27 protein-coding genes and 1 pseudogene are annotated in these 24,224 nt (G+C 68.0%); 14 read left to right on the forward strand and 14 right to left on the reverse strand.

Features of this window, described 5'->3' with window-relative positions; all coding sequences use genetic code 11:
- Positions 1–75 precede the first annotated feature (75 nt).
- Both ACFSXZ_RS23580 and ACFSXZ_RS23585 read left to right on the forward strand, forming a co-directional pair.
- A complete protein-coding gene (locus tag ACFSXZ_RS23580; RefSeq protein ID WP_378267588.1) occupies positions 76–993 on the forward strand; it encodes a D-2-hydroxyacid dehydrogenase in 918 nt (305 codons plus the stop codon).
- Positions 993–2,390 carry an amidase gene (locus ACFSXZ_RS23585; protein WP_378267318.1) on the forward strand — a complete coding sequence of 466 codons (1,398 nt, stop codon included), beginning with the start codon at positions 993–995 and terminating at the stop codon, positions 2,388–2,390. Before ACFSXZ_RS23580 ends, ACFSXZ_RS23585 begins: the two co-directional genes overlap by 1 nt.
- A gap of 88 nt (positions 2,391–2,478) precedes the next feature.
- Here the strand turns inward: ACFSXZ_RS23585 and ACFSXZ_RS23590 are convergent, their stop codons facing one another.
- Positions 2,479–3,837: a WS/DGAT/MGAT family O-acyltransferase gene (locus ACFSXZ_RS23590; protein WP_378267319.1), complete on the reverse strand. Its 1,359-nt coding sequence runs from the start codon at positions 3,835–3,837 to the stop codon at positions 2,479–2,481.
- An 81-nt stretch (positions 3,838–3,918) separates the two neighbouring features.
- Here ACFSXZ_RS23590 and ACFSXZ_RS23595 point away from each other — a divergent pair, with 81 nt between their 5' ends.
- From ACFSXZ_RS23595 to ACFSXZ_RS23610, 4 genes are all read left to right on the forward strand, one after another.
- Positions 3,919–4,920, forward strand: coding sequence for a glutathione S-transferase family protein (locus tag ACFSXZ_RS23595; RefSeq protein WP_378267320.1), 1,002 nt, complete (start codon positions 3,919–3,921; stop codon positions 4,918–4,920).
- A gap of 101 nt (positions 4,921–5,021) precedes the next feature.
- Positions 5,022–6,659, forward strand: coding sequence for a thiamine pyrophosphate-binding protein (locus tag ACFSXZ_RS23600; protein ID WP_378267321.1), 1,638 nt, complete (start codon positions 5,022–5,024; stop codon positions 6,657–6,659).
- Positions 6,660–6,934: 275 nt separating this feature from the next.
- Positions 6,935–7,399, forward strand: a complete 465-nt coding sequence (locus tag ACFSXZ_RS23605; RefSeq protein WP_378267322.1) for a glycine-rich domain-containing protein — start codon at positions 6,935–6,937, stop codon at positions 7,397–7,399.
- Positions 7,396–8,094 (forward strand): class I SAM-dependent methyltransferase, encoded by a 699-nt coding sequence (locus tag ACFSXZ_RS23610; RefSeq protein WP_378267323.1) that lies wholly within the window; start codon positions 7,396–7,398, stop codon positions 8,092–8,094. Before ACFSXZ_RS23605 ends, ACFSXZ_RS23610 begins: the two co-directional genes overlap by 4 nt.
- 112 nt (positions 8,095–8,206) lie before the next feature.
- On the opposite strand, the pseudogene ACFSXZ_RS23615 reads toward ACFSXZ_RS23610, so the two are convergent.
- The 4 genes and pseudogenes from ACFSXZ_RS23615 to ACFSXZ_RS23630 form a co-directional block, all read right to left on the reverse strand.
- Positions 8,207–8,452, reverse strand: a pseudogene (locus ACFSXZ_RS23615) (protein-L-isoaspartate O-methyltransferase family protein); the annotation flags it as partial.
- A 59-nt stretch (positions 8,453–8,511) separates the two neighbouring features.
- Positions 8,512–8,697: a hypothetical protein gene (locus ACFSXZ_RS23620; protein ID WP_378267324.1), complete on the reverse strand. Its 186-nt coding sequence runs from the start codon at positions 8,695–8,697 to the stop codon at positions 8,512–8,514.
- Positions 8,694–9,518, reverse strand: coding sequence for an alpha/beta fold hydrolase (locus ACFSXZ_RS23625; protein WP_378267325.1), 825 nt, complete (start codon positions 9,516–9,518; stop codon positions 8,694–8,696). Before ACFSXZ_RS23625 ends, ACFSXZ_RS23620 begins: the two co-directional genes overlap by 4 nt.
- Positions 9,519–9,568: 50 nt before the next feature.
- On the reverse strand, positions 9,569–10,399 hold the full coding sequence (locus ACFSXZ_RS23630) for a PaaX family transcriptional regulator (RefSeq protein ID WP_378267589.1): 831 nt from the start codon (positions 10,397–10,399) through the stop codon (positions 9,569–9,571).
- A gap of 128 nt (positions 10,400–10,527) precedes the next feature.
- Between ACFSXZ_RS23630 and ACFSXZ_RS23635 the strand changes: the two genes are divergently transcribed.
- Both ACFSXZ_RS23635 and ACFSXZ_RS23640 read left to right on the forward strand, forming a co-directional pair.
- Positions 10,528–11,355, forward strand: coding sequence for a DUF2127 domain-containing protein (locus ACFSXZ_RS23635; RefSeq protein ID WP_378267326.1), 828 nt, complete (start codon positions 10,528–10,530; stop codon positions 11,353–11,355).
- A 91-nt stretch (positions 11,356–11,446) separates the two neighbouring features.
- A complete protein-coding gene (locus tag ACFSXZ_RS23640; protein WP_378267327.1) occupies positions 11,447–11,620 on the forward strand; it encodes a hypothetical protein in 174 nt (57 codons plus the stop codon).
- Here the strand turns inward: ACFSXZ_RS23640 and ACFSXZ_RS23645 are convergent.
- Both ACFSXZ_RS23645 and ACFSXZ_RS23650 read right to left on the reverse strand, forming a co-directional pair.
- Entirely contained in the window at positions 11,607–12,257 is a 651-nt protein-coding gene (locus ACFSXZ_RS23645) for a GNAT family N-acetyltransferase (protein ID WP_378267328.1), read from the reverse strand. The genes ACFSXZ_RS23640 and ACFSXZ_RS23645 overlap by 14 nt on opposite strands.
- Positions 12,258–12,320: 63 nt before the next feature.
- Complete coding sequence (locus tag ACFSXZ_RS23650; protein WP_378267330.1) at positions 12,321–13,478, reverse strand: DUF1015 family protein; 1,158 nt, start codon at positions 13,476–13,478, stop codon at positions 12,321–12,323.
- Positions 13,479–13,555: 77 nt separating this feature from the next.
- On the opposite strand from ACFSXZ_RS23650, the gene ACFSXZ_RS23655 reads away from it, so the two are divergent.
- The 3 genes from ACFSXZ_RS23655 to ACFSXZ_RS23665 all read left to right on the forward strand — a co-directional run bounded on the left by ACFSXZ_RS23655 (position 13,556) and on the right by ACFSXZ_RS23665 (position 16,854).
- Complete coding sequence (locus ACFSXZ_RS23655; protein WP_378267331.1) at positions 13,556–14,362, forward strand: SAM-dependent methyltransferase; 807 nt, start codon at positions 13,556–13,558, stop codon at positions 14,360–14,362.
- An 81-nt stretch (positions 14,363–14,443) separates the two neighbouring features.
- Complete coding sequence (locus ACFSXZ_RS23660) at positions 14,444–15,250, forward strand: SAM-dependent methyltransferase (protein ID WP_378267332.1); 807 nt, start codon at positions 14,444–14,446, stop codon at positions 15,248–15,250.
- A 203-nt stretch (positions 15,251–15,453) separates the two neighbouring features.
- Positions 15,454–16,854, forward strand: coding sequence for a cytochrome P450 (locus ACFSXZ_RS23665; RefSeq protein ID WP_378267590.1), 1,401 nt, complete (start codon positions 15,454–15,456; stop codon positions 16,852–16,854).
- Between the two features lie 118 nt (positions 16,855–16,972).
- On the opposite strand, the gene ACFSXZ_RS23670 is transcribed toward ACFSXZ_RS23665, so the two are convergent.
- The 4 genes from ACFSXZ_RS23670 to ACFSXZ_RS23685 form a co-directional block, all read right to left on the reverse strand.
- On the reverse strand, positions 16,973–17,557 hold the full coding sequence (locus ACFSXZ_RS23670; RefSeq protein WP_378267333.1) for a GTP-binding protein: 585 nt from the start codon (positions 17,555–17,557) through the stop codon (positions 16,973–16,975).
- Positions 17,538–17,912 carry a DUF742 domain-containing protein gene (locus tag ACFSXZ_RS23675; protein WP_378267334.1) on the reverse strand — a complete coding sequence of 125 codons (375 nt, stop codon included), beginning with the start codon at positions 17,910–17,912 and terminating at the stop codon, positions 17,538–17,540. Before ACFSXZ_RS23675 ends, ACFSXZ_RS23670 begins: the two co-directional genes overlap by 20 nt.
- On the reverse strand, positions 17,909–18,328 hold the full coding sequence (locus tag ACFSXZ_RS23680; protein ID WP_378267335.1) for a roadblock/LC7 domain-containing protein: 420 nt from the start codon (positions 18,326–18,328) through the stop codon (positions 17,909–17,911). The genes ACFSXZ_RS23675 and ACFSXZ_RS23680 overlap by 4 nt, the downstream gene beginning before the upstream one ends.
- A gap of 92 nt (positions 18,329–18,420) precedes the next feature.
- A complete protein-coding gene (locus tag ACFSXZ_RS23685; RefSeq protein ID WP_378267336.1) occupies positions 18,421–20,769 on the reverse strand; it encodes a sensor histidine kinase in 2,349 nt (782 codons plus the stop codon).
- A gap of 159 nt (positions 20,770–20,928) precedes the next feature.
- Between ACFSXZ_RS23685 and ACFSXZ_RS23690 the strand changes: the two genes are divergently transcribed.
- The gene (locus ACFSXZ_RS23690; protein ID WP_378267337.1) at positions 20,929–21,348 is read left to right on the forward strand and encodes a TIGR03667 family PPOX class F420-dependent oxidoreductase; all 420 of its coding nucleotides are present in this window, start codon (positions 20,929–20,931) and stop codon (positions 21,346–21,348) included.
- Positions 21,349–21,355: 7 nt separating this feature from the next.
- Here ACFSXZ_RS23690 and ACFSXZ_RS23695 read toward each other — a convergent pair whose 3' ends face one another.
- Positions 21,356–21,646: a helix-turn-helix domain-containing protein gene (locus tag ACFSXZ_RS23695; protein ID WP_378267338.1), complete on the reverse strand. Its 291-nt coding sequence runs from the start codon at positions 21,644–21,646 to the stop codon at positions 21,356–21,358.
- Positions 21,647–21,777: 131 nt separating this feature from the next.
- Between ACFSXZ_RS23695 and ACFSXZ_RS23700 the strand changes: the two genes are divergently transcribed.
- Positions 21,778–22,059: a GntR family transcriptional regulator gene (locus ACFSXZ_RS23700; RefSeq protein ID WP_378267339.1), complete on the forward strand. Its 282-nt coding sequence runs from the start codon at positions 21,778–21,780 to the stop codon at positions 22,057–22,059.
- Positions 22,060–22,073: 14 nt separating this feature from the next.
- On the opposite strand, the gene ACFSXZ_RS23705 is transcribed toward ACFSXZ_RS23700, so the two are convergent.
- Positions 22,074–23,150 (reverse strand): J domain-containing protein, encoded by a 1,077-nt coding sequence (locus ACFSXZ_RS23705; protein ID WP_378267340.1) that lies wholly within the window; start codon positions 23,148–23,150, stop codon positions 22,074–22,076.
- Positions 23,151–23,205: 55 nt separating this feature from the next.
- On the opposite strand from ACFSXZ_RS23705, the gene ACFSXZ_RS23710 reads away from it, so the two are divergent.
- On the forward strand, positions 23,206–23,808 hold the full coding sequence (locus ACFSXZ_RS23710; RefSeq protein WP_378267341.1) for a hypothetical protein: 603 nt from the start codon (positions 23,206–23,208) through the stop codon (positions 23,806–23,808).
- Here ACFSXZ_RS23710 and ACFSXZ_RS23715 read toward each other — a convergent pair.
- The gene (locus tag ACFSXZ_RS23715; protein ID WP_378267342.1) at positions 23,797–24,189 is read right to left on the reverse strand and encodes a DUF2237 family protein; all 393 of its coding nucleotides are present in this window, start codon (positions 24,187–24,189) and stop codon (positions 23,797–23,799) included. The two genes, ACFSXZ_RS23710 and ACFSXZ_RS23715, sit on opposite strands and share 12 nt — an antisense overlap.
- Positions 24,190–24,224: the final 35 nt, after the last annotated feature.

Here is a 24,224-nt window from a genome sequence, read left to right on the forward strand (position 1 = left end):
GTCAACGTGATCGTCGCGGAAAGGCCCGTGCTGGCGGTGTTGCACGGGAAGCAGCATCCCGGTGACGTCGGGGCTATGAAGCCCATCGAAGCGGCGGCGGTCGTTCGTTACACCCGGGAAGACGGTCTCGCGGAGGCGTTACGCGGTGCCGATGCGCTGTTTCTTTATGACTTTCTCTCCACCGCGTTGCGCGCGGCCTGGTCCGCCGCGGACCGGCTTCGCTGGGTCCACATCGCCAGCGCGGGGGTCGACCCGGTGCTGTTCCCGGCTCTGCGCGACAGCGACGTCGTGCTGACCAACTCGCGTGGCGTCTTCGACGATTCGATCGCGGAGTACGTGCTCGGAGTGATCCTGGCGTTCGCCAAGGACTTCGCCCGCTCGGTGGACCTGCAACGGCAGGGCCGCTGGCTGCACCGGGAGACCGAGCGCATCGCGGGCAAGCGGGTGCTCGTGGTGGGCACCGGCCCGATCGGCCGGACGATCGCCCGGATGCTGCGCGCCGCGGGCATGAGCGTGTCCGGCATGGGGCGGCGCGCGCGGGACGACGATCCGGACTTCGGCACCGTGTACTCCTCCGCCGAACTGACGCGGCATCTGTCCGGGATGGACTACGTGGTCGCGGTGGCGCCGCTGACCGAGCAGACCAAGGGGATGTTCGACGCCGAGGCGTTCGCGGCCATGAAGCCGGGCGCGCGGTTCGTCAACGTCGGGCGCGGGGAACTGGTGGTCACCTCGGACCTGATCGACGCGCTGCGGGCGGGCCGCCCCGCCGCGGCCGCGCTCGACGTGTTCGACACCGAGCCGCTGCCCCCGGATAGTCCACTATGGACAATGGAAGGGGTGCTGGTGTCACCGCACATGTCCGGCGACGTCATCGGCTGGCGCACCACTCTGGTCGAACTCTTCGCGGAAAACTTCCAGCGCTGGCAGAGTGGGCGACCGCTTCGTAATGTGGTGAACAAGCAACTGGGCTATGTGCCTTCGGGAGATTGATGAGCAACCTGTTGACGGCGAGTGAGCTGGTCGCCGCGTATTCCTCCGGCGAGATCTCCCCGGTGGAGGCCACCGAGGCCGCCCTGCGGGCGATCGAGGAGCGCGACGCCGAGATCAACGCCTACTGCCTCGTCGATCGCGAGTCGGCACTGGAGGACGCCCGCGCCTCGGAAACGCGGTGGCAGCAGGGCAACCCGATCGGCTGGCTCGACGGGGTGCCGACGTCGATCAAGGACATGTTCCTCACCCGCGGCTGGCCGACGTTGCGCGGCTCGACCTGCGTCGATCCCGCCCAGCCGTGGGAGGTCGACAGCCCGGTCGCCGCGCGCCTGCGGGAGAACGGCCTGGTCCTGCTCGGCAAGACGACCACGCCCGAGCTGGCCTGGAAGGGTGTCACCGACAACCCGCTCACCGGCATCACCCGTAATCCGTGGAAACCCGAGTTGACGCCCGGCGGCTCCAGCGGCGGCAGCGCGGCGGCGGTCGCGGCCGGCATGGGAGAACTGTCGGTCGGCACGGACGGTGGTGGCTCGATCCGGATCCCGGCGTCGTTCTGCGGGATCGTCGGGCTCAAGCCGACCCACGGCCGCATCCCGCTGTACCCGGCGAGCCCGTTCGGCCCGCTGTCGCACGCCGGGCCGATGGCGCGCTCGGTGGACGACGCCGCCCTCATGCTCGACGTGCTCGCCCTGCCCGACCCCCGCGATCCGGCCGCGTTGCCACCGCCCGAAGGCGCCTACCGCGAGGCCGTGCGGCGAGACGTGCGCGGCCTCGTCGCGGCCTTCTCGCCCACGCTCGGCTATGTCGAGGTCGACGCGGAGGTGGCGCGGGTCGTCCGGTCGGCCGTGCAGGCGCTGGACGAAGCGGGTCTGCGGGTCGAGGAGACCGACCCCGGCTTCGCCGACCCGAAGGAAGCGTTCGACGTTCTGTGGTCCACCGGTGCCGCGCAGTGGCTCGACACCTTCCCGCCCGGCTCCGAGGAAAAGGTGGACCCTGGCCTCCGTCGCGTCTGGCAACAGGGCAAGACGTACTCGGCCGCCGACTACCTCACCGCGACCGGGGAGCGGGCCGCGCTCGGCATCCTGATGGGCGAGTTCCACACGCGCTACGACGTGCTCCTCACCCCGACCGTGGCGATCCCGCCGTTCGAAGCCGGGCACGAGGTGCCGCCGGGCAGCGGGTTGTCGGGCTGGCCGGAGTGGACACCGTTCACCTACCCGTTCAACATGACGCAGCAGCCGGCGATCTCGGTGCCGGCCGGGTTCACTTCGGACGGGCGCCCCGTCGGTCTCCAGATCGTCGGCCCCCGCCACTCGGACGACCTCGTGCTCGCCGTGGCGAAACTGCTCGAAGAGGTCCGGCCGTGGGCGCTCGACCGCCCCGCCGGCCTACGTTAGCGCTTGTTTCGAGCTTTTTTGGGAGCAAGGTGGATTTACTACGGATCATCCGTAGTAAATCCACCTTGCTCCACTACGAGCGCGGGCGTCAGAGGGTGGCGTGTTCGAGCTCCGCGAGCGAGGTGTCGAGGTGGAGGAGCAGCCGCTGCAGGTGGGGGACGGAGCGGCGGCAACCCGTGATGCCGAAGTCGAGGCTGTCGTTGTTGTTGGTCAGCGTGATGTTGAGGGCCTGACCGTCGAGCAGTACCGACGCCGGGTAGATGCCGTCGAGTTTGGCGCCGTTCCAGTACATCTGCTGGCGCGGCCCGGGCACGTTGGAGATGACCAGGTTGAACGGCGGCCTGGTGTTGCCGACCACTCCCGGCACCGTCGAAATGCCCAGCTGAGCGACGTTGACCGCGGACAGCAGCAGCGCCTGCAACGGCGTCAGCTCCTTGAAGATCCGCTTCGCGTCGCGCATCGAGCGGTGGACTCCTCCCAGCCGCTCGGCCGGATCGGACAGGTGCGTGCCCAGGTTGCACAGCACCGCGCCGATCCGGTTGCCGGTGGCGGCGGAGGTGTCCGAAACGCCGCGCATGGAGACCGGGACCATCGCGATCAGCGGGTCGGCCGGCAGGGCGGCCTGCTCGATCAGGTAGTCACGCAGGGCACCGCCGCACATCGCCAGTACCACGTCGTTGCGGGAGGTACCGGTCGCGGAGGCGATCGCGCGTACCCGCTCCAGCGGCCACGACTGCGCCGCGAACCGGCGGGCGCCCCCGATCGGGACGTTGAGCATCGTCTTCGGCGCCTGCATCGGCATGGTCAGCCTGCGCTCGTGGAACGCCTCGTTGGCCACCTTGAGCGCGGCCGGCGCGAGCCCCGCGAGCTGGGCCAGCGCACCACGGAGGGAATCCGCGGGGGAGCGCGGAGCCCTGCTCTGGCGAGGGGTCGTCGTCTGAGTCCACTGGGTGGGGCAGTCCAAATCGTCCGGATCGGGGCTCAGCGTGCTCTGGAGGTGCCGTAGCGCCGCCACCCCGTCCATGAGGGCGTGGTGGATCTTGCTGAACATCGCGAAGCGGCCGTCCCGCATGCCCTCGACAAGGTGAATCTCCCACAGCGGCCGATGCCGGTCGAGCAGGATGCTGTGCCAGCGCGAGGTGAGTTCGAGCAGTTCCCGCACGCGGCCGGGCTGGGGCAACGCGGAATGCCGGAAGTGGTAGTCGAGATCGACGTCGGTGTCTTCACCCCAGGCGAGATAGCCCGCCGAGCTGACCGGGTTCGCCGGCCGACGCCGGAACAGGGGGCCCACTTCGGTCTTCTTGAGCATGTCTTCACGAAGGCCGCGGAGAAAATCGTCGTCCGCGCCCTCGGGCTTGCGGAAGAGCTGGAGACCGCCCACATGCATCGGATGTTCGCGACTTTCGACGAAGAGGAACATCGAGTCCGTGACCGGCATCAGCGCCATCCTGACCACCTCTCGACCTCTACCGCGGATGGCTGAGTCTACGCACAGCACCGTCATTGCCGCCGACCCTAGGGTAGAAGAATGACCATTCCGACGGATCCCGAAACCGGCAAGTTCGTCCGCTCCCCCAACCACTTCGCGGCCCGGATCACCGCCGACGGCCGTGACGGCTGGCCCGTGGAATCCGGACGCTACCGCCTGGTGGTCAGCCGGGCCTGCCCATGGGCGAGCCGGGCGCTCGTGGTGCGGCGGCTGCTGGGGCTGGAGGAGGCGATCTCCCTCGCGGTCGCCGACCCGATCCAGGACGAGCGAAGCTGGCGGTTCACCCTCGATCCGGACGGCCGGGACCCGGTCCTCGGCATCGCCTTCCTCGCCGAGGCCTACCGCGCGGCCGAACCGGACTACGACGGCGGCGTCAGCGTGCCCGCCGTGGTGGACATCCCCAGCGGCAAACTGGTCACCAACGACTACCCCCAGATCACGCTGGATCTTTCGACGGAGTGGACGGCCTACCACCGCGAAGGCGCGCCGGATCTCTACCCGGAGAAGCACCGTGACGAGATCGACGAGGTGAATCGCGGTGTGTACCGGGACGTGAACGCCGCCGTCTACGAAGCGGGTTTCGCGTCGAAGCAATCGGCCTACGACGACGCGTATTCGCGGCTGTTCGCCAGGCTCGACGAGTTGTCCGAACGGCTGGCCGGGGAGCGCTATCTCGTCGGGGACACCATCACCGAGGCGGATATCCGGTTGTTCACCACGCTCGTCCGGTTCGACGCCGTGTATCACGGGCATTTCAAGTGCAATCGCCGGAAACTCGCCGAGATGCCGGTTCTCTGGGCTTACGCGCGGGATCTGTTCCAGACGCCCGGTTTCGGCGACACGGTGGATTTCGACCACATCAAACGGCACTACTACCAGGTGCACGAGCAGATCAACCCGAGCAGGATCGTGCCGAACGGACCGGTTCTGGCGGAGTGGGCGACACCGCACGGGCGGGAGGAACTCGGCGGGCGCCCGTTCGGCGACGGCACTCCGCCCGGCCCGGCGCCCGAGGCGGAAACGCTTCCGCCTCAGTGGTAGCAGGTAGTCGCCTCGAAGGGTGCCAATGCGGCCGCGTTCGGTGACGGCCGGGCGCGGTGTGGCGGACGTCGCCATGTTGCGTGCTGGCCTAGTCTGGCGCGGTGAGGAAAACCGGCGCGCGACATCTCGTGGACGTGCTGACCGAACTCGGCGTGGAGGTCGCTTTCGGCCTGCCGGGGGTGCACAACCTGCCGATCTGGGAAGCGCTTTCCGGGAGTGGCATCCGGCTGGTCGGCGTCCGGCACGAACAGACCGCCGGGTACGCCGCCGACGGTTACGCACGGGCGACCGGAAAACTCGGTGTGGCGATCGTCACCACCGGGCCCGGCGCGGCGAACACCCTTGCCGCGATCGGCGAGGCGATGGCCTCGGCTTCCCCGGTGCTGGTCCTCGCCACCGACATTCCGTCCACCCTGCGCAAGCGCGGCGTGGTGCGCGGCGTACTGCACGAGACCAGCGATCAGGCCGCGCTGTTCGCCCCGGTGACCAAGTCCGCGGTCACCGTCGACACGCCGGAGTCGATCGCGGCGGAGGTGCTGCGGGCGGCCCGGTTCGCCCAGCGCCCGCAGAGCGGACCGGTCTATGTCGGGATCCCGACGGACTTCCTCGGCCAGGAAACGGAAAGACGCACCAGGCACGAACTCGTCGAGCAGGTGCCCACGCTCGGTCTGGACGAACTCGCCTACGCCCAGACCCTGCTGTCGACCGCGTCGAAGCCGGTTATCTGGGCAGGTGGCGGCGCCCTTCGTGCCGACGCCGGTTCGTTGATCGGCGATCTCGCCGAGACCCTGGCCGCCCCGGTGATCACCACCTTCGGCGCTCGCGGCCTGATCCCGCCCGACCATCCGTGCGCGGCGCCGAACCCGGTGCACGCGCCGGAAGTCGGGGCGCTGTGGGACGAAGCCGACGTGGTGCTGGGCATCGGCAGCGACTTCGACGGCTTGATGACCCAGAACTGGCTCATGCCCCAGCCGCCCAAGTTGATCGCGATCAACGTGGACGCCAAGGACGCCGCGAAGAACTATCCGCCGGACGTGACCCTGATCGGTGACGCGCGTGAGGTCGTGAGCCGGCTCATGACCGGACTCACTCCCCGGCCCGGGCTCGCCGATCTCGCGCTCCGCATGCGCCGCCTCGGTCACCAGGTCCGCCGCGGAATCCGCGCGGACGAGCCGCATGCCGCCGATTTCCTTGGCACGCTTGAGGAAACCCTCCCCGAGGGCACCGTGCTGGTCGCCGACATGTGCGTCGCCGGATACTGGGCCGGCGGTTACCACCGGGTGAGGGCGCCTCGCCGCCTGGCCTATCCGATGGGCTGGGGCACTCTCGGATTCGGCTTCCCGGCCTCGCTCGGCACCGCGGCGGCCACGGGCAGCCGCGTGGTCTGCGTCAGCGGTGACGGCGGCTTCCTGTACGCGTGCGGCGAACTGGCCACCGCGGCGCAGGAACGCCTTCCGGTGACCGTGATCATCGTCGACGACGGCGGCTACGGGATGCTGCGCTACGACCAGGATCGTGAGGGGCTGCCGCAACGCGGAGTCAATCTGCACACCCCCGATTTCGTCGGCCTCGCGAAATCCTTCGGCATCCACGCCGACCGCGTCGACGGTTTCGGCCGCGCCTTCCGCCGTCTGCTCACCGAGTTCGTCGCCTCGGACGAACCCAATGTCCTGGTCGTCCACGCGGCGCTCAAACCGCCGCGCAACACTTCACCACGGTGGTACCGAGCCAACCGCTGAGCGGTTTCTCCCTTGCCCTAACGCTTTGCGACGCCAGCCACGGCGGAAAACGGTGTCTATAAGCAGGTCCGTCGCTAACCGTCTCCGCCTACTTTCGGTCGGATTGGTAACGCACGTCCCTTCGCGTCTTACCGCGGTTCAGCTGCGGCAGTGCGCGGCAACGCGATCGGTTGAGATATCCGTCCAGGTATTGGATCGTCACGGTGGGTGAGCAATGATCTCAGGTGCCGGCGATGTGATGTCGATTCCGACGAGCCCCCACGGAAGGAACGAAGGTGACCACAGTGATCAGCGAGTGCAGGACAGGGCGCTCGCTTCTCGACGGAGATCTGTTCGACCGGCTTACGGCACGGGTCGCGGCCGATGAGCGGCTGTCATCCGATCTTGCCGTGCGCATCGTGGACCAGGCGCTGGCGTTCTTGGCCGCATGCGCGACCGACCACGACGAGCCGTTCGCCCCGAGTTCGCAGGTGGACCTCGGGTGGCATACGTTTATCCTCCACACCAAGGACTACGCCAGGTTCTGCCATCAAATCGCCGGCCGGTTCCTGCATCACGTGCCGACTACCTCATCGAGTGTCAGCCCGTCGGACGCTTGCGCCACTCGATGGCGCACCGTTCGTGCCATCCAACAGGCTGGATTCGCCGTGGACACTGCCTTGTGGCAGGAGTCGCACGCTGACTGCGAGGACTGCCACCAATGTCACCAGGGTTGTGCCGACAGCCCGAAGAAGAAGTGAACGACGAACCAATGACCGAGGTCGCCGTCGCCTGGGACGCCTACGCGCGTACCAAACCACAACGCCGTGCCACGAATGCGACAGGCCGCACAAGTTGGTTCAACTGGACCCAGCACCCGGATCACGGGCCGGGAGAGGACCTCCTCGGACCCCGGCCCGATGACCGGATCCTGGACCTCGGCTGTGGCAAGGGCGGCAATATCGCCCACCTGGCAACGCTCGGCGTCCAGGCGATCGGCGTCGACATCTCGTCCGTGCAACTCGACGCAGCCAGGACACGATGGGGCAACCTGACCACACTGAGGTTTTGTCGGTCCGACGCGTTGCGGTTCCTGGAGACCTGCATCGAGCGATTCGACGCTATCTACTCGGTGTTCGGCGCCGTCTGGTTTCTCGACCCTGCGCTACTCCTACCCGCCGTGTACGACCGGCTCACGCCGGGCGGTCGATTCGTTTTCTCCCACCATCCGCCGACGAAGAACCACTACGGGAGTCGGCCCGCCTTCGTCCACAGAGAACCGAATCGGAATCCGTTGACCGTCCGGCGGTGGGACTACACCGCGTCAATGTGGCGCGGTGCGCTTGAGCGGCACGGGTTCGGCGATGCTCGCACAGAGGTTCTTCCCGGCCCCGGCCCCGGCCAACGCGCCGACTCGGGGACGCTTCTGGTGCGAGCGCGTAGACCGCCGACCTGAGCCAGAAAATCTGCGGCAAAATCGAGCGTATGGCGAGAGGCGTGCGTCCGCGCGGGTGGTCCTCGGGGGATACCGAAGGAGAGTACGAAAACTGTCCAAGATGGACACCGGCGGTCGCGATGATCCGGTCGAACCGGCGATCACCCATGAACCCGGTCGCGGCGTCCCCTTCGATCGTCTCCACCCGCTCATATCCCGCCGCGCGCAGGCTCACCCGCGCTTGGCCGGCCACCTCCGGGTCGATCTCCACCGTGGTCACGTGCCCGGACTCGCCGACGATTTCGACCAGCAGGGCCGCGTTCCATCCGGTCCCCGTGCCGATCTCCAGCACCGCGTCCCCTGGCCGGGGCTTGAGCACCCGCGAACTGGGTCACCAGCGCCCGGTCCGAGTACACCGCCGACAGCCATAGGTCCGGATCACCGGCCCGGTCCACCGCCACGTCCTGGTCGCCCCTCACCGGGCTGATACCAGAACCGCGCCGGGACGAACCATTCCCGGGCGACAGCAAGGAAAGCGGGGTGGAACTCGGCGGGCCAAGTGCCCGCCGAGTCCAACTCGGTCACCAGGCCGCGCACGCGGTCCGTGGCGGCCACCTCGGTCACGACAGATGTTCGATCATCAGGGCGGTGAGGACTTCCGGGACCTCTTCGGGGACCCAGTGCGTGACGTCCTCCAGCATCTGGAACGAGTACGCGCCGGTGACCCACTTCTCGGTGTCGAGCGCCGCCGTGGAGCCGAAGGCCACGTCCTCGGTACTCCACACGTACAACGTCGGCACCTCGACCTTGTCCGTCTCTCCCGTGGACCTGCTCGCCCGGTACCAGTTCAGCGCGGCGGTGAGAGCCCCGGGTTCGGACAGCCGCCGCACGTACTCGTCGACGCGGCTCGGCGGGACCCGCCATTCGAACATCTTGCGCAGCGCCTCGGCGTTGTTCGCGAGCATTCGCCGTTCGGTGCTCCGATCACGCCACTGCGTCAGATAGCCGGACCGCAACTGCTGGTCCTCATCGGTGCGAAGAGCGTGCGCGAGCGCCGCGGGGTGCGGAGCCGACACGACCGTCAGCGTCCGGAGCCGCTCGGGGTGCTCCGCGGCCGTCCACCAGGCGACCGTGCCACCGATGTCGTGACCGGCGAGGTCGAAGCGGCTCCATTCCAGCGCGTCGGCCATCGCGAGCACGTCGGCCGTCAACGTGCCGAGGCCGTATTCGGCCGTGTGCTCCGGCCGGACGGCGGGCGAGTAACCCCGCTGATCCGGTGCCACCGCGCGGAAACCACGCGCGCCGAGCACCGCGACCTGGTGTTCCCACGCGATTCCGGCTTCGGGGAAACCGTGCAGGAGCAACACCGGCCTGCCGTCGGCCGGACCGGCCGCGATCGCGTCGAACGGGCCGGCGGGAGTGGAAATGGTCAGGTGTTCGGTCACGCGGGGGACTCTATGTCAGGCACCCGTCACGCGTGGCGGACCGGCCCGCCCTATTCCTTCTCCTCGTCGGCGACGAGGAGTTCCCAGTGGCGGCGCGCGGCCGGGCGCCACTCCACGTGCTTGCGGTGGAACAGTTCCGCGGCCTGCGCGCCGCTCCAGTTGGGCGGCAGCAGCCGGGCGGGCAGTTGCGGGTCGAGGAACGGGAAACGGCGCCACTCGTGCACCAGCCGGGTCTGCGCGTGAAGCACCGGATCGCCGGTGTCCGGGTTGAGGCCGGTGAACTCGTCGATGAAGCCCTCGTACCGTTCCTCGAGCGTGGTGAGGTCCCACGCACGGGCCACCATCGCGTCTTCATCGCCGATTTTGGCGTAGGCGGCGACGAAGGACATCGCCTCGGCATCCAGTCCGAGTTCGGTCAGGATCCCGCCGGCTTCGTCCTGCCTGCCGGTATCAGGGCTGATCCAGACGCCCGGCGTCGGCGACCCGAAACCGGCCCAGGTGAGCCGGGTGCGCAGACTGTGCCGCAGGTCGCGCTTGGCCTCCGGCACGGAGACGAGCACCATCAGCCAGCGGCCGTCCCATTCCCCGTTGGAACGCCCGAAACCGTAGATCCGTTCGGCTCCCTCGGTCAGCAGGCGGCGTCCCGGCGGCGTGAGCGACCAGCGGACGCGGCGCCCGACCCGTTCGGAGACCAGCCAGCCTTCGGCCGCGGTACGCGCCAGCGCCTGCCGTGCCGACTTCTCCTCGATACCGAACGTGCCGAGCACGTCGACCAGGGTGGAGGTCCACACCGGGCGGCCACGGGGCAGGACGAACTCACCGAGCACGGTCATCAGCAACGACCGGGCGCTGGTATGACTGACCTCGCGCCGTCTGCTCATTCTCGGCCGCGCCGCCGAGTCCGCCATGACCGCCACCTCCTGTGCCTAAGACTCCCATTGTGGCGGTGACCGTCCCTGGGGTTCGGGCGACCCGCGACCTCGTCCGGAAGGCGACTAACCTCTGGGGCGTGAACGAGCTGCAGGCTCCGCCGGGGTGTGGGCGTCGTAAGTTGTCCTACGAGCTGCTCGGTTGCGCGTGGCGCGGTCACGTGCTGATCGGGCGCGACGTGGCGTCGATCCGTCCTGGCGACGCGATCGTGGTCCGGGAGGACGGCGGGTTGCGCTGGCATCGCTGCCTCCGCTGCGACGCGTGGTTGCCCGCGTGGCCACCGGACCACACCGAGGCCGAGTTCCTGCCGGAGCCGGGTGCGATCGAGGTCCCGGAGCGCGGAAAACTCCTGCGTGACCGGTACGTACTCCGCTTGATCGCGCTCGACCGGGTCCTCCATTTCGTCGTGCTCGCGTTGCTCGCGGTGGGCATCTTCGTGTTCGCGAAGGAACGAGCCGTGCTCAGCCACCCCTTCTTCCGGGTACTGGACGCGATCCAGGGCGGGGTCGGCGGCCGGACCGGCGGGTCGGGCGAGGGCATGTTGGGCGAGCTGACGAAGGCGTTCAACGCCCGCTCGTCGACGATCTGGCTGGTCGGCGTGGTGGTCGCCGGCTACGCCGTGCTGGAGGGCGTCGAAGCGATCGGGCTGTGGCTGGCGAAACGGTGGGCCGAGTACCTGACCTTCGTGGCCACCACGGTGTTGCTGATCCCCGAGCTGTACGAACTTTCGCACAAGGTCTCCGCGTTGAAGATCGTGACGCTGGTGATCAACCTCGCCGTGATCGTCTACCTGCTGTTCGCCAAGCGCCTCTTCGGCCTGCGCGGCGGCGGCCGGGCCGAGAAGGCCGAGCGGGAACGGGACACCGGCTGGGGCGCGTTGCACCGGGTTCTGCCTGGTAACCACTGACCCGCCCGTCTCCCACCACTCTCAACGGACACGCTCCGCGTAGCGGTCGGCCCCTGGGCGGGCCGGCTCGGGCTGTGCCATTCTGGCGATCGTGAACAACTTAGTGTTGACGCAAGCCGTCCTCGTCGCCCAGGACATCGAAGCCAAGGGGTTCCTGGGGACGGTCGGCAAGATCGCGGCGGCCACGATCATCTTCTTCATCGCCATCGGGTTCATCGTCGGCCTGCTGCTCGGGATCGTCATCGGGAGGCTCACGAAGCGCTGACTCCGAAGAGCGGCAGGCACGGCGGGAGACCGTCGATGGTCACCGGCGGCCGGTGGCCGTTTTCCCAGTCGGAACGGGGCAGGCGAAGGCGTTGTTCGATCGCGAGCGCGCCGCGAACCGTCCGCCTCGCCACGCCGTCGGGCCGGTAGCCGAGCTTGCGGGAGACGGCCAAGGACGCGTGGTTGTCCTGCCACGCGCCGGACACCGCATCCTGCGCGGCCAGACCCGCGAAGGCGAGATGCAGCACGGCGGCCCGCATCTCGGTGCCGATGCCCTGGCCGTGGTACCGCAGGCCCAGCCACGACCCGGTGCTCACCTCGCGGGTCACGGCGAAGTCCCGCGCTCCGATCGCCTGCTGGCCCACCACGGCGCCTTCGTGGAAGACGGCGAGTTTGAGCTCCCAGCCACGCGGTTCCCATTCGCCGAGACGGAGCCAGTGGTGCTGAATGACGCCACGAGCCACGCCGGAAGGCGGTCCGTCGGTCCAGGGCACGAAGAACGGCATCTTTTCCGGATCATGGACGCCCTGGGCGGCGAGTTCGGCGAGCGCGGCCAGTTCGACGTCCGACGGCAGGCGCAGTTCCAGCCGGGGGGTGGTGAGCCGGAGCCCGAAGAGCGGGAAGTGGTCGGCCAGCATGCGGTCATCGTGACAGCTGGAGCGTCGTCGGGCACCTCGGTTTTCTTCACCGGAGCGATGGTTTCAGTCCTTTGTGGACTCTGAATCCAGGTCGGCGAGCAGCAGCCCGGTGCGCGGTTTGGGCGTGAAATACGTGCTCTTGCGCGGCATCAGCCTGCGCTGCGCGTGAACGGCGAGAACATCGGCGAGGGGGACCGGGGCGAACTCGAGCACGGCGTCGGCACCCGGATCCGGCGGATGCCCGGCGGGAAGCGCGCGGACTCGCGGGCCTTCCGGGTCGATGCCGAGCGCTTCCGCGATCAGCACCCGCTCGGCGGCGCCGTGGTCGATGCGGGGCAGTGGTTCGCCCGGTCCCGGCGGTGGCAGCTCGACCCGCAGACGGGTCCCGCCGGCGTGGACGGCCACCACGCCGGGAACGGCGGGCCCGCCGCCTTCGTGGACTCGGGAACCGTTTCGCCGCCAGGCGGCGATGAGTTCGGCCGGGCCGAGCCCGGTTCCGGTCAGTTCGCGATGGAACCCGCCCACGCGCAGATCCGGTCCCGCGGTGATCAGGGCCAGCAGGCTCGTGCCCGCCCGGGCCGCCGCGGCGACCCGGTGATTGCCGTCGGCGACCAGCAACGGCGCGTTCCGGGCGACGGCGAGGAGTGCGTCCTGGCCGTGACCGGGGCCGTTGAGCCACAACCGGTGGGTGCGCCCGGCCGGATCGACGGTGCGCACGGCCTCGGGGGTATCGGTCTCGCGCAGCACGGCTTCGGTCAGTTTCTCGCCTTCCGAGAGAGGGATGAGCATCGCGGCGCTGGTCGCGCACCCCAGCCCGGACAACATCTCGGCACGCTCGGCGACCACCCGGGGGTACACCTCTTCGCTGTGCCGCACGCCCGACATCGCGCGGGGATCGACCAGGCAGAGCACGCCCACGGCGGTGCCGTCTGGCCCGTCCACGCGGTAGGGCGCCACGATGTCGGTGACCGGCCGGTACGCGGTCGCGAGCAGCCGGTCCAGTTCGCGCCGGGCCTCCGGCAACGCGTCGGCGGGCGAGAGCCCTTCGGCGAGGGCCCGGGGCGTGCGATGGGGATGCTGCACGGCGAGAAGCGAGTCGCCCCGCCATCGGGCCAGCGCCGCGATCACGTCGGCGGGCTCGGCGAACTCGTCGACATCGGGGCCCGGTACCTCGCGGTCGACCACCCAGCCGTGCCGGATCGCGCTCACCCAGTGCGTCATGGTCTTCCGATCCTGACACCAGCGTCTCGGAAACGGCCTATTTCAGCTCTGATCATACCGCTCGCTATAGTTTCCGCATGGCCTCCGACGAGCAGGACCTGCAGCTCGACAAGCCGAATCCCGCGCGGGTCTACGACTATCTCATCGGCGGCAAGCTGAACTACGCGATCGACCGCGAGTTCGCGCACCGGATCCTCAAGCTCGTGCCCTTCTCGGCCGAGATCTGCCTGCTGAACCGGCGCTGGTTGCGCCGTGTCGTGAGATTCGGAGTGGAGCAGGGGATCCGGCAGTTCGTGGACGTGGGTTCGGGGATGCCGACCGAGGGGCATGTCCACGAGGTCGCCCAGGGGATCGCGCCGGAGTGCCGGGTCGTCTATGTGGACAACGAGCCGATCGCGGTCGCGCACAGCGAGATCGTGCTGGAGGGCAACGACCGGGCGGCCATGATCATGGCCGACGGCACGCGGGCCGATGAGGTCATGACGCACCCGGAGACACAGGCGATGCTCGACCTGGACCTGCCGGTGATGGTGATCATGGCCGCGTTCCTGCATTTCACCTCCCCGGAAGGAGAGCGGGACGAGGCGGTCGAACTGCTCGCCCGCTACGCCGACCACGTCCCGTCGGGCAGCTACTTCGCCATTTCCCTGGCGACCGACGAGCTGAGCGATCCGAGGTACCTGGAGTCGACGGCGATGTACAAGGACACCAGCAGGCCGTTCTACCTGCGTTCCCGGGCTCAGGTGCGCGCGTTGACGGACGCCTACGAGCTGGTCGAGCCGGGGGTGGTCTTCACTCCGGAATGGCGGCCGGACCGGGCCGGAGACGTTCTTCCCGACCCCTCCAAGGCGTTTCTGCTGACCGCGGTGGTCCGCAAGCCCTGACCCCGTACCGTCCATTGTGGAGGGAGGATTACCCCGGGTGACGGGATCGATCCGCTCTCTCCGGTTGGGTATAGTTCCGGCATGTCGACCAGCGAGCAGGATCTACAGCTCGACAAGCCGAACCCGGCGCGGGTCTACGACTACTTGATCGGTGGCAAGCTGAACTACGCGATCGACCGCGAGTTCGCGCACCGCATCCTCGAAATCGTGCCGCTGTCGGCCGAGATCTGCCTGCTGAACCGGTACTGGTTGCGCCGTGTCGTGAGGTTCGCGGTTGAGCAGGGGATCCGGCAGTTCGTGGACGTGGGTTCGGGGATGCCCACGGAGGGGCATGTCCACGAGGTCGCCCAGGGGATCGCGCCGGAGTGCCGGGTCGTCTATGTGGACAACGAGCCGATCGCGGTGGCGCACAGCGAGATTGTGCTCGAGGACAACGACCGGGCGATCATGATCAACGCGGACGGCCTGGAGCCGGACGAAGTCATGGGCCACCCCGAGACGCGGCGGTTGCTCGACCTGAACGAGCCGGTGATGGTGATCATGGCCGCGTTCCTGCATTTCACCTCCCCGGAAGGAGAGCGGGACGAGGCGGTCGAACTGCTCGCCCGCTACGCCGACCACATCGCGCCGGGCAGCTACTTCGCCATTTCCCTGGCGACCAGCGAGGCGAGCGATCCCTCGTACCTGGACTCGATCGCGGCGTACAAGGACACCACCAGGCCGATCTACGCCCGCACGCACGCGCAGACCCGGGCGCTGCTGGGCGGGTTCGAACTGGTCGATCCCGGAGTGACCTTCACCGTCGCGTGGCGGCCGGACACTCTCGGTTCCTACGCCGACGATCCGTCGAAGGCCTGTCTCCTGGCCGGAGTCGCGCGCAAATCCTGATTCCCGGGCGCAACTGGTTCAATATTCAATATTCCCGGATCCTGCCGGGAAACGCGTTCGCAAAGCCGATCTCCGGCAAGTGCGAGTGAACGTTTTCTCGTGCTGCCCTCAGTCGTCCAGCGGGAGAGTCGTTTCATTCTGACCTTCTTGTCTCCAGCGCTGTGAAGATAGTCCGTTCGGGCGTAGATACTGCTCCCATCGTGGTGTTCCATGGAACATTGTTGTCCTTAGCCCGAGATCAATTTTATGGATTGGAGTTATTCTTGTCTTCTCCCGCGATCGCCCCTGCCCGAGGCGGTCTTCCGGTATTGGGACATGCCCTTCAGATGCGTAACGATCCGTTGAGCTTCTTCAACTCGTTGCGCGAGCAAGGTGACATCGTGGAGATCAAGCTCGGTCCGCAGCGCGCCTACGTCGTGACTTCGGCCGAGCTCGTACGCGAAATACTCGTCGTGAAGCCTCGTGAATTCGACAAAGGGGCTCAGTTCGACGAGGTTCGCTCCATGCTGGGCAACGGCCTGGCCAACTCCGACGGAGAGACACACAGAAGGCATCGGCTGCTTATGCAGCCGGCGTTCCGGCGCGACCGGATCGCCGACTACGCGAAGCTGATGCACGACGAGATAGTGCACGCCATCGAAGGGTGGCAGGACGGGCAGGAGCTCGACGTCCGCAAGGAGATGAGCGCGCTCACTCTCGCGGTCACCTGCCGGGCCATGATGTCCTCGGACGCGGCCGACGAACTGGTCCGCGAACTGCAGCACGGCATGCCCTTCGTGTTCGACGTGATGTACAAACGGATGGTCAACCCGCTGGTCAAGGCCATGGGGAAACTGCCGACGAGCCGGAACCGGGAATTCACCGAAGTGCTGTCGCGGATGCACCGGCTGGCCGACGAGCTCGTGGCCAGTTACCGGAGCGACACCGATTCCGACCGGCACGACCTGCTGACCATGTTGTTGCTGGCCAAGGAGGCCGAGACCGGCGACACCCTGTCGGACCAGGAGATCCACGACCAGATCATGACGATCCTGGTCGCCGGGACGGAGACCACGGCGTCCACGCTGTCGTGGGTGTTCCACCTCTTCGCCGAGTATCCGGACGTGGAAAAGCGGGTGCACGCCGAAATCGACGAGGTGCTCGACGGCAGGCCCGCCGAATACGCGGACCTCAAGCAGCTGACCTACACGGCCCAGGTCGTGAGCGAAACGCTGCGCTACTACCCGCCCGGGTGGATCCTGACCCGGCGGGCCAAGCAGGACATCGACCTGAAGGGACACCACATCCCTGCCGGTACTTCGGTCATGTTCAGCCCCTGGGTCATCCACCACGACCCGAAGCTCTACCGGGAACCGGACAAGTTCGACCCGGACCGCTGGTCGCCCGACCGAGCCGCGGAGATCCCGCGGGAGGCCATCGTGCAGTTCGGGGCCGGGCCGCGGAAGTGCATCGGAGACGTTTTCGCCGTCGTCGAAGCGAGCCTCGCCGTCGCGACGATCGCCGGGCGGTGGCGTTTCCAGCCCACGAACGCCAAAGTCGAGCCGCTGGCCGCGATGGCGCTGGGTCCGCGTGACCTGGTGATGAAGCTGGAACGGCGCGACTGAGGAAGATCATCGCCGGGGGTGACGGCGGAAAACCCTGACCCCGCCGTCACCGCCGGCGTCGAAACGAAAAGAAGGGGGCTTGGTGGCGATCCCACCAAGCCCCCTTCTTCGCCGCCTTTTACGGGGTCCTGGCGATGACGTGCTGCATCAGGGTTTCCAGAACCTCTTTGCTGGACTCGCGACGCCGGACGTCGCACAGCACGATCGGGAGGCTCTCGTCCACGTCGAGCGCGGACCGCACCTCGTCCACGGTGTAGAGCTGACTTCCGTCGAAGCAGTTGACCCCGACGATGAACGGGATCCCCCTGCGCTCGAAGAAGTCCACCGAGGCGAAACAGCCTTCGAGCCGTCTGGTGTCGGCCAGCACGACCGCGCCGAGCGTGCCCTGGGCCAGTTCGTCCCACATGAACCAGAACCGTTCCTGGCCCGGCGTACCGAACAGGTACAGGATGATCGACGGGTTGATGGTGATCCGGCCGAAGTCCAGCGCCACCGTCGTGGTCGTCTTACCGTCCACACCGGACAGATCGTCGACCCGCGAACCGAGCTGGGACAACGCTTCCTCCGTGCGCAACGGCACGATCTCGCTCACCGATCCCACCATCGTGGTCTTGCCTACGCCGAACCCTCCGGCGATGAGCACCTTGACCGCCGAGGTGGCGAGGACCGGTGAGACCGGTGACTTAGAGCCTACGGATGCCATCAAGTACCGCCTGCAGTAGTTTCCGATCGGGAGTGGGGGTGCGCACTGGTGGGGAACGGAACACGACAAGGTTGTGTTCGATCAGGTCGCTCAGCAGAACCTTGACCACCGCCATCGGCAGGTTCAGCTTCGCGGAGATCTCGGCGACCGACAACGGAGTCTGGCACATCAGCAGGATCTCCGAGTATTCCGGTTCCACCAGGAAGGCGGCGTCGGCGTCCGGCCGGACCGTCACGACCAGAGTGATCATGTTCAGGTCGTGCCGGCCCGACCGGGTTCGACCGCGCGTCAGAGCGTAAGGCCGGACCAGTGGGCCCGCGTCCTCATCGAACCACGATTCGCCGCGGGGAATCATGAGCTGCGCGTGTCCACCGTATTGCCGCGTGGGGCCGCGATCAGAAACGAACCGACCTTCTTCACGAGCAGGTTCATTTCGTAGGCGACCATCCCCATGTCCGCGTCCGCGCTGGTGAGCAGCGCGAGGCAGGCGCCCTGTCCCGCGGCGGTCACCACGAGAAACGCGTTGTCCATCTCGACCACGGTCTGTCGCACGTTACCGCCGCCGAAATGTTTCCCGGTTCCTTTGGCGAGGCTCTGGAACCCCGATGCCACCGCGGAAAGGTGTTCCGCGTCTTCACGGGTCAGCTCCCGGGAACGGCCGATCAGCAGACCGTCCGACGACAGCACGACCGCGCGCTGGGCACCTGCCACTCTTTTGACCAGATCGTCGAGCAGCCAGTCGAGCTCACTCGTAGTAGTGGGATCGGCCATGACGTCTCAGTTCTCTCCTCGTTGTCGCAGACCTCGGGTCAGTACGCGACGACTCACCATGACCGGGAATCGCGCGGTTCCACAATGTTCCCTCATTCGTCATCGCGCGCTTGGCGCGTCCCCCGCTGGAATGCGGCCATCGTGTCCCGTGCTTGTTCGGGCGGACGCTCTTCGGACACCGTCGGTGTGTTCACCTCCGCCGCGAGCTGTGGCGCGAGGTTGGCCTGGCGACGCCTGCGCGGCAACGGCGGTCGGCCGTCGGTGGGGGTGACGGTTTGCGCGTGCCGCGGGCCCGTGCTGGGCGGTTCGACGGCTTCTTCGCGCGGCCAGTCCACCGGCGCCTTCGGTGGCGCAGGTTCGAAAAGCGAGCGGCCGCTCGCGTCGGTTTCATCGCCGTACGTGCCGCCGTCGCCACCGTATCCCCCGGCGGGGACTCCGTTGCCGTTGGATACCCCGTTGCCGCCGAAAGCCCCGCTGGCGCTGGGAAGGCGGGGCCGTGGGGTGCGCAGAGAGGCGATATCGGTGACCTCGCTGGCGTTCTCCGCGTTGTCGTCGTCGATGCGTTCCACCGGGGCGATGAGATTCTGCCGGATGAGCACGATCGCCCTGGTGCCTCCGTAGGCGGACTCGGCGAGGGTGACGCTGATGCCGTGCCGCGCGGCGAGCCGCGCGACCACGAACAGCCCCAGGCGGGCGTCCCCGGACAGCGACATCACTTCGAAGTCCGGCGTCTCGTGCAACGACTCGTTGATCCGTTCGCGTTCCTCCTTGGTGATGCCGAGTCCCTGGTCCTCGACCTCGACGACGATGCCCGTGCCGACCACGTTGCCGCGGACCTCGACGCGCGATTCGGGCGGGGAGAAGGAGGTCGCGTTGTCCACCAGCTCGGCGAGCAGGTGGACGAGGTCGGCGACCACGGCCCCGACCATGGACACGGCGGGCAGCCGTCCCGTGCGGACCCGGGCGTAGTCCTCGGTTTCGGCGACCGCGCTGCGCACGACCTCCATCAACGGCACCGGGTTCCGCCACTGCCGTCCGGGCTGCTGGCCACCGAGAATGATCAGGTTTTCGGCGTTGCGGCGACTGCGGGTCGCCAGGTGGTCCAGCTTGAACAGCAGCTCGAGCTGGTCGGGGTCCTCTTCCCGGCGCTCGGCCTGGTCGAGCACTTCCAGCTGGCGGTGCACGACGACCTGGCTGCGGTGCGCGATGTTGAGGAACACCGCGTTGACCCCGGCACGGGTCTTCGCTTCCTGCGCGGCGGCCGCGGTCGCGGTGCGCTGCGCCTTGTTGAACGCGTCGGCGACCTGACCGATTTCGTCGCGTCCGAAGTCCAAAGTGGTCAGATCACCGCTGACGTCGACCTGCCTGCCTTCCCGGAGCCGGTTGACCATCATCGGCAGGGCCTCGTCGGCGATCGTCAGTGTCTGTTGCCGCAACCGCTTCAACCGGTTGACCAGCTTGTTCGACAGACGGACGGCGATCAGCAGCGCCAGCGCGGTCACCACGAGGATGGCCCCGCCGCCCAGCAGCGAGTTGATCTGCGTGCGCTGACCGCTGGCCACGATGGTCGCGTTGGCGTTGCCGTGCTGCTTGCCCCACAGGTCCGCGAGCGAGGTGGTCACCTGATGCGCGGCGTTCTGCCAGTCGGCCGTGGCCACCGGAATGGACCTGGTGTCCCGGGAAGTGGCCGAGGGCCGCGGGCCACGGTCGATCAACGTGTTCTCCACGGTGACGACCTTCTGCCACGCATCCGACTTCGTGAGCGCGACGAGGTCGGACTTCGACTGGTCGGGCAACCGGTCGGTGATCTGTTCGAGCAGCGCGTGGTAACCCTCGACGTGATGCCGGAACGCGCGCCATTCGTCCACGGTCAGTCCGCCCCCGGTGATCCCGGCGATCCCGATCGAGTTCGCGGTCGACATCTCGTCGGCGGCCACGCCGATGTCCGCCGACAGCGATTCGTCCACGGCGGCGGACGAGTCAGGCGAGGTGCGCGCCAGTTCGGGCATCGCGAGCGCAAGGACGCCGGTGATGCCCGAGTAGTAGTTGGCGACGTCGAGTTCGGAGACCTGGTTCGCGTCGGCCTTCTTGCGAAGATCCGGCATCTGGCCGAGGAACTGGCCGAGCACCGGCATCACCTTGGCCATGCCCGTCGGGTTGAGGGTCACCACCTGGTCGGCGATCTGGGAGATCTGGGCCACCGTCTGGTCGGTGGCCGCCCGGGTCTGCCCGAGTTGCGAGGCGGCCTGCGGGTCGCCGGCCATGGCCAGCATGGTCACTCTCCGCTCTTCGCGGAGGTTGTTGAGGAACACGATGCTCGGCGGAATGACCTCGCGAAGCTTGCTGGCGTAATCCTTCGCCGAGGTCCCCTGGACCACCAGGTAACTTGCCCCGCCGACGCCCAGAGCAAGCAGCGCGAGGCACGGGATGAGTGCGATCACCAGCACTCGTGCCCGGATTGTCCGCCCGCCGCGTCTCAGTGTCAGAAAACGCTTCATCCGATTGAGCACCGGAGCACCTTATCGTCCCGACTGAGGTAACCCACAAGGGTCACGGCCACATTTTCTGCACAAGTTTTGCGAAGACCTATGCTGGACGACATGATCGTGCTAGCAGATGGCCAATTCGGCCGACGGGTCCGGGAGCGCTTGCGGACCGAGGCGATAATCTGGCTCACCACCGTGGGCGCCGACGGCACGCCACAGCCGAACCCGGTCTGGTTCCTGTGGCAGCAGGAAGGTTTCCTGATATACAACCGATCCGACGCGAATCGGCTCGCGCATATCGCCGCCCGCCCAAAGGTTTCCCTCAACTTCGACGGTGACGGACGCGGTGGGGACATCATCGTGTTCGCCGGTGAGGCGCGAAGGCTGGACGGTCAACCGCCGCCCCACGAATTACGCGATTATGAAGAAAAGTATGGCGAAGCCATGATCCGCGTCGCGGGCAGTGCGAAGAATTTCAGTGCTGATTATCCGGTGGCCCTTCGGATCGATGTGACGCGCGTTCGCGGACACTGAATACGGCTCACCGGTCGTCGAGGAGGTCGGCCGGATGGACGCCGAGGGCGTCCGCCATTCGGAAGAGCGAGTCGAGGGTGATGTTCCGCGGCGGTCGCTTCCGCGGATCTTCGCGGCGCTTCGGCTGATCCAGCCGGGAACGTTCGAGTTCGGCCACGACCGAGCGCGAGACGCCGGCGCGGTCGGCCAGGTCCTCCTGGCTGAGATCGCGATCGCGGCGCACCTTCCGTATCCGGGTGGCCAGTGCGCGCAACCGGTCGTCCAGACCGTGCCCGTCCTCGTCGTTTCCGCTCGTCACCCGTGTCTCTCCGCGAGTCATCGTTCGTCTGCGCGCCGCCTCTCCGCTTCGTGAACCCCTCCAGTCGAAGCCACCCTACCAACGGCCGTTCCTGACGGACAATTTGTCGTTTCTATGCTAACTTCGGTCTCATGATCAGTGAACTCATCGATCCCGAACCCCCCGGCTACCTCTACGAAGCGGTCGCGAGCGACCTCACGCGCCGCATCCGCGCGGGGGAGTTCGCACCCAACACTCCGCTCCCGGCGGAACTCGATCTCGCCCGCCGGTACGGCGTCTCCCTCGGCACCGCCCGGCACGCCACGCGGGTCCTGCGCGAGCGCGGACTCGTCGTCACCATCCGGTCCAAGGGCACCTTCGTGCTCAAGCGCGACGCGTCACCGCCGATCTGCCTCTGGGGCGCGCCGGGGTAGGGCGGACGAGTGATCTAGACCACCTGGGCGCGGACCAGGCGCAGCACGTCGACGTCCACTGTGGACGGCTGCGCGGCGAGCCACCCGCCGATCTCGTGGACGAACTGCTCCGGCGTCATCGGCTGGGGAACCGAGACGGGTCCGCCGGGTTCGGTGGTGATCTCGCCGGCGCGGCTCGGGTAAAGGATCAGCACGCCCCGGATCTCCACGTCCGGCAGCAGATCCCGGTAAGCCTCGATCGACTCGGGCAACCGGGTCGCGCCACCCCGGAACCGGCGGTCGTTGCGCCACAACGTGCCCGTCTCGTCGGCCTCGTAGTGCCCGGGCAGCCAGGTCTTCGACTCGATCAGCACGAGCCGCCGCCCGGCCAGCACCGCGTGGTCGACATCGGCGAACACCGAGCCCGGCAGCGCGAGCCCGTGAAAGACACGCACGGCGGGCAGCCGGGTGAGATAGCGCTCCAGCAGGTCCGCGGTCAGCCGTTCGCCCCACTGGTCGGAATCGCCGCCGGGCCGGCCGAACACCAGCGTCCGGCCGAACTCGGCGGCGAACTCCCGGCTCGCGTGGACGAGCGCGAGATGGCCGCGCACCAGCCAGATCGCCACTGAAGTCGCGAGCAGCAGCCAGAACGTCAGCAGCAGCGGGCCCGCCATGATCGGCACGATCACCAGCAGGAGCCAGCCGAGCAGGACCGCGACCGGGGCATGCCCGGGCGCGATCGGGGTGGCGGGCCGGGCGCACTCGGTCCCGCGATGCCACCACGGCAGCGCCCGCACGGTGAGCACGGGGATTTCGGCGGTGAACGACGGATCCTCGCCGAAGTCCCGCTGCCGAGGGGAACGCGCCGGCGCGGCCAGCGCCGACCGCCGGAGTTTTCCCTGGTCGTAAGCGGATCTGCGGGACGGGTCGCTCAGCGTTTCATAGGCCAGCTGGAGCGCGTGGAACTCGTCCGGCGACCCGCCGGCGTCCGGATGGACGTACCGGGCCTTGGCCCGGTAGGCCGACTTGATTTCAACGGTCGACGCATCCCTGCTTACGCCGAGCAGCTCGTAATAGCCGGCATCGTGCACGCGGGCACCATACCGTGACACCTCGCGCAGGATTTCTCTTGCCGATCCGCGGTGAACGGCGCAGTACAGTTGCGCCGTGGCAGCTTCCGCAGCGGGCGTGACGGCCCGGCGGCTCGGGATCCGGACCGGTCGCGTCGCCGTGCCCACCGGGTTGCTGGTGATGCTCGCCGGCGCGTTGCTGTTCCTCTTGCCGCCGCACAGCACGATCGCCGCGATCGTGCTCGGCATCGTGGGGGTGGTCGTCTACGCGCTCGGCGTGGTGCAGCTCGCCGGCGGGCCGTGGTGGGCGCTGATCGTCGGAGCGCTGAGCGGGCTGATCCTGTGCACCGCGTTGATCGTGGCGGGCCGGGGCCTGGCACTACGACTGTTCGGCGAGGCGATGCCGTGCCAGGTGGTGAGCCGTCAGCAGGTCGACACCAGCGCCCGTTACAAGCACCACGATTTCGTGCACGCCCTCAGCTGTCCGGCCGCCGGTCCGGTGTCCATCCGGACCGACTCCACCGACCGTCAGCCGGCCGGCGCGCCGGCCGAGATCCTCGCCGATCCGCACGGTGTGCTCGAACCCGACTTCGCGAGCCGTCACCATCTCGCCGTCGACGTGGTGATGATCGTGGTGGCGCTCGGAGCGGTCGCCGCGACGATCACGTTCGCCCGCAGGGGCGCTCGGTCACATGAGTGAGCCGGGGTCGGCCGGGATGTCGGCCGCGTGGCCCCGCAGCGCTTCGAGATCGACGGCCTCGAGCGCACGGGCGTGGGTGGCGGCGAGCACGACGGGTGGGGCCACGCCGGCCTCGTGGGCTTCCCGCCAGCGATCCGCGCACACGCACCAGGTGTCTCCGGGTCGCAGGCCGGGAAAGCCGATCTCGGGTCTCGGGGTGACCAGGTCGTTGCCCGACCGGAGCTGATGGGCGAGGAACTCGCGGGAGACGATGGCGCAGACCGTATGGTTACCGAGATCCTCGGGACCGGTGCGACAGCAGTTGTCCCGGTAGAACCCGGTGAGCGGGTCGTTGCCGCAAGGCTCGAGTTCCCCGCCGAGCACGTTGCGATCTTTCGTCATGGGCCCAGCTTGGCATCTCCCGGGTGCGCTCGCTG

Source organism: Amycolatopsis pigmentata, from assembly GCF_042684065.1.
Taxonomy (GTDB): Bacteria; Actinomycetota; Actinomycetes; order Mycobacteriales; family Pseudonocardiaceae; genus Amycolatopsis_E; species Amycolatopsis_E pigmentata.

What these genes read in the sequence shown, in the direction of transcription:
- ACFSXZ_RS23590 (WP_378267319.1), bottom strand. Translation starts at nt 3,837, where the DNA reads ATGGCGCTGATGCCGGTCACGGACTCGATGTTCCTCTTCGTCGAAAGT.
- ACFSXZ_RS23715 (WP_378267342.1), bottom strand. Translation starts at nt 24,189, where the DNA reads ATGACGAAAGATCGCAACGTGCTCGGCGGGGAACTCGAGCCTTGCGGC.
- ACFSXZ_RS23700 (WP_378267339.1), top strand. Translation starts at nt 21,778, where the DNA reads ATGATCAGTGAACTCATCGATCCCGAACCCCCCGGCTACCTCTACGAA.
- ACFSXZ_RS23660 (WP_378267332.1), top strand. Translation starts at nt 14,444, where the DNA reads ATGTCGACCAGCGAGCAGGATCTACAGCTCGACAAGCCGAACCCGGCG.
- ACFSXZ_RS23655 (WP_378267331.1), top strand. Translation starts at nt 13,556, where the DNA reads ATGGCCTCCGACGAGCAGGACCTGCAGCTCGACAAGCCGAATCCCGCG.
- ACFSXZ_RS23580 (WP_378267588.1), top strand. Translation starts at nt 76, where the DNA reads ATGAAGCCCATCGAAGCGGCGGCGGTCGTTCGTTACACCCGGGAAGAC.
- ACFSXZ_RS23645 (WP_378267328.1), bottom strand. Translation starts at nt 12,257, where the DNA reads ATGCTGGCCGACCACTTCCCGCTCTTCGGGCTCCGGCTCACCACCCCC.
- ACFSXZ_RS23670 (WP_378267333.1), bottom strand. Translation starts at nt 17,557, where the DNA reads ATGGCATCCGTAGGCTCTAAGTCACCGGTCTCACCGGTCCTCGCCACC.
- ACFSXZ_RS23585 (WP_378267318.1), top strand. Translation starts at nt 993, where the DNA reads ATGAGCAACCTGTTGACGGCGAGTGAGCTGGTCGCCGCGTATTCCTCC.
- ACFSXZ_RS23630 (WP_378267589.1), bottom strand. Translation starts at nt 10,399, where the DNA reads ATGAGCAGACGGCGCGAGGTCAGTCATACCAGCGCCCGGTCGTTGCTG.
- ACFSXZ_RS23690 (WP_378267337.1), top strand. Translation starts at nt 20,929, where the DNA reads ATGATCGTGCTAGCAGATGGCCAATTCGGCCGACGGGTCCGGGAGCGC.
- ACFSXZ_RS23680 (WP_378267335.1), bottom strand. Translation starts at nt 18,328, where the DNA reads ATGGCCGATCCCACTACTACGAGTGAGCTCGACTGGCTGCTCGACGAT.
- ACFSXZ_RS23675 (WP_378267334.1), bottom strand. Translation starts at nt 17,912, where the DNA reads ATGATTCCCCGCGGCGAATCGTGGTTCGATGAGGACGCGGGCCCACTG.
- ACFSXZ_RS23650 (WP_378267330.1), bottom strand. Translation starts at nt 13,478, where the DNA reads ATGACGCACTGGGTGAGCGCGATCCGGCACGGCTGGGTGGTCGACCGC.
- ACFSXZ_RS23595 (WP_378267320.1), top strand. Translation starts at nt 3,919, where the DNA reads ATGACCATTCCGACGGATCCCGAAACCGGCAAGTTCGTCCGCTCCCCC.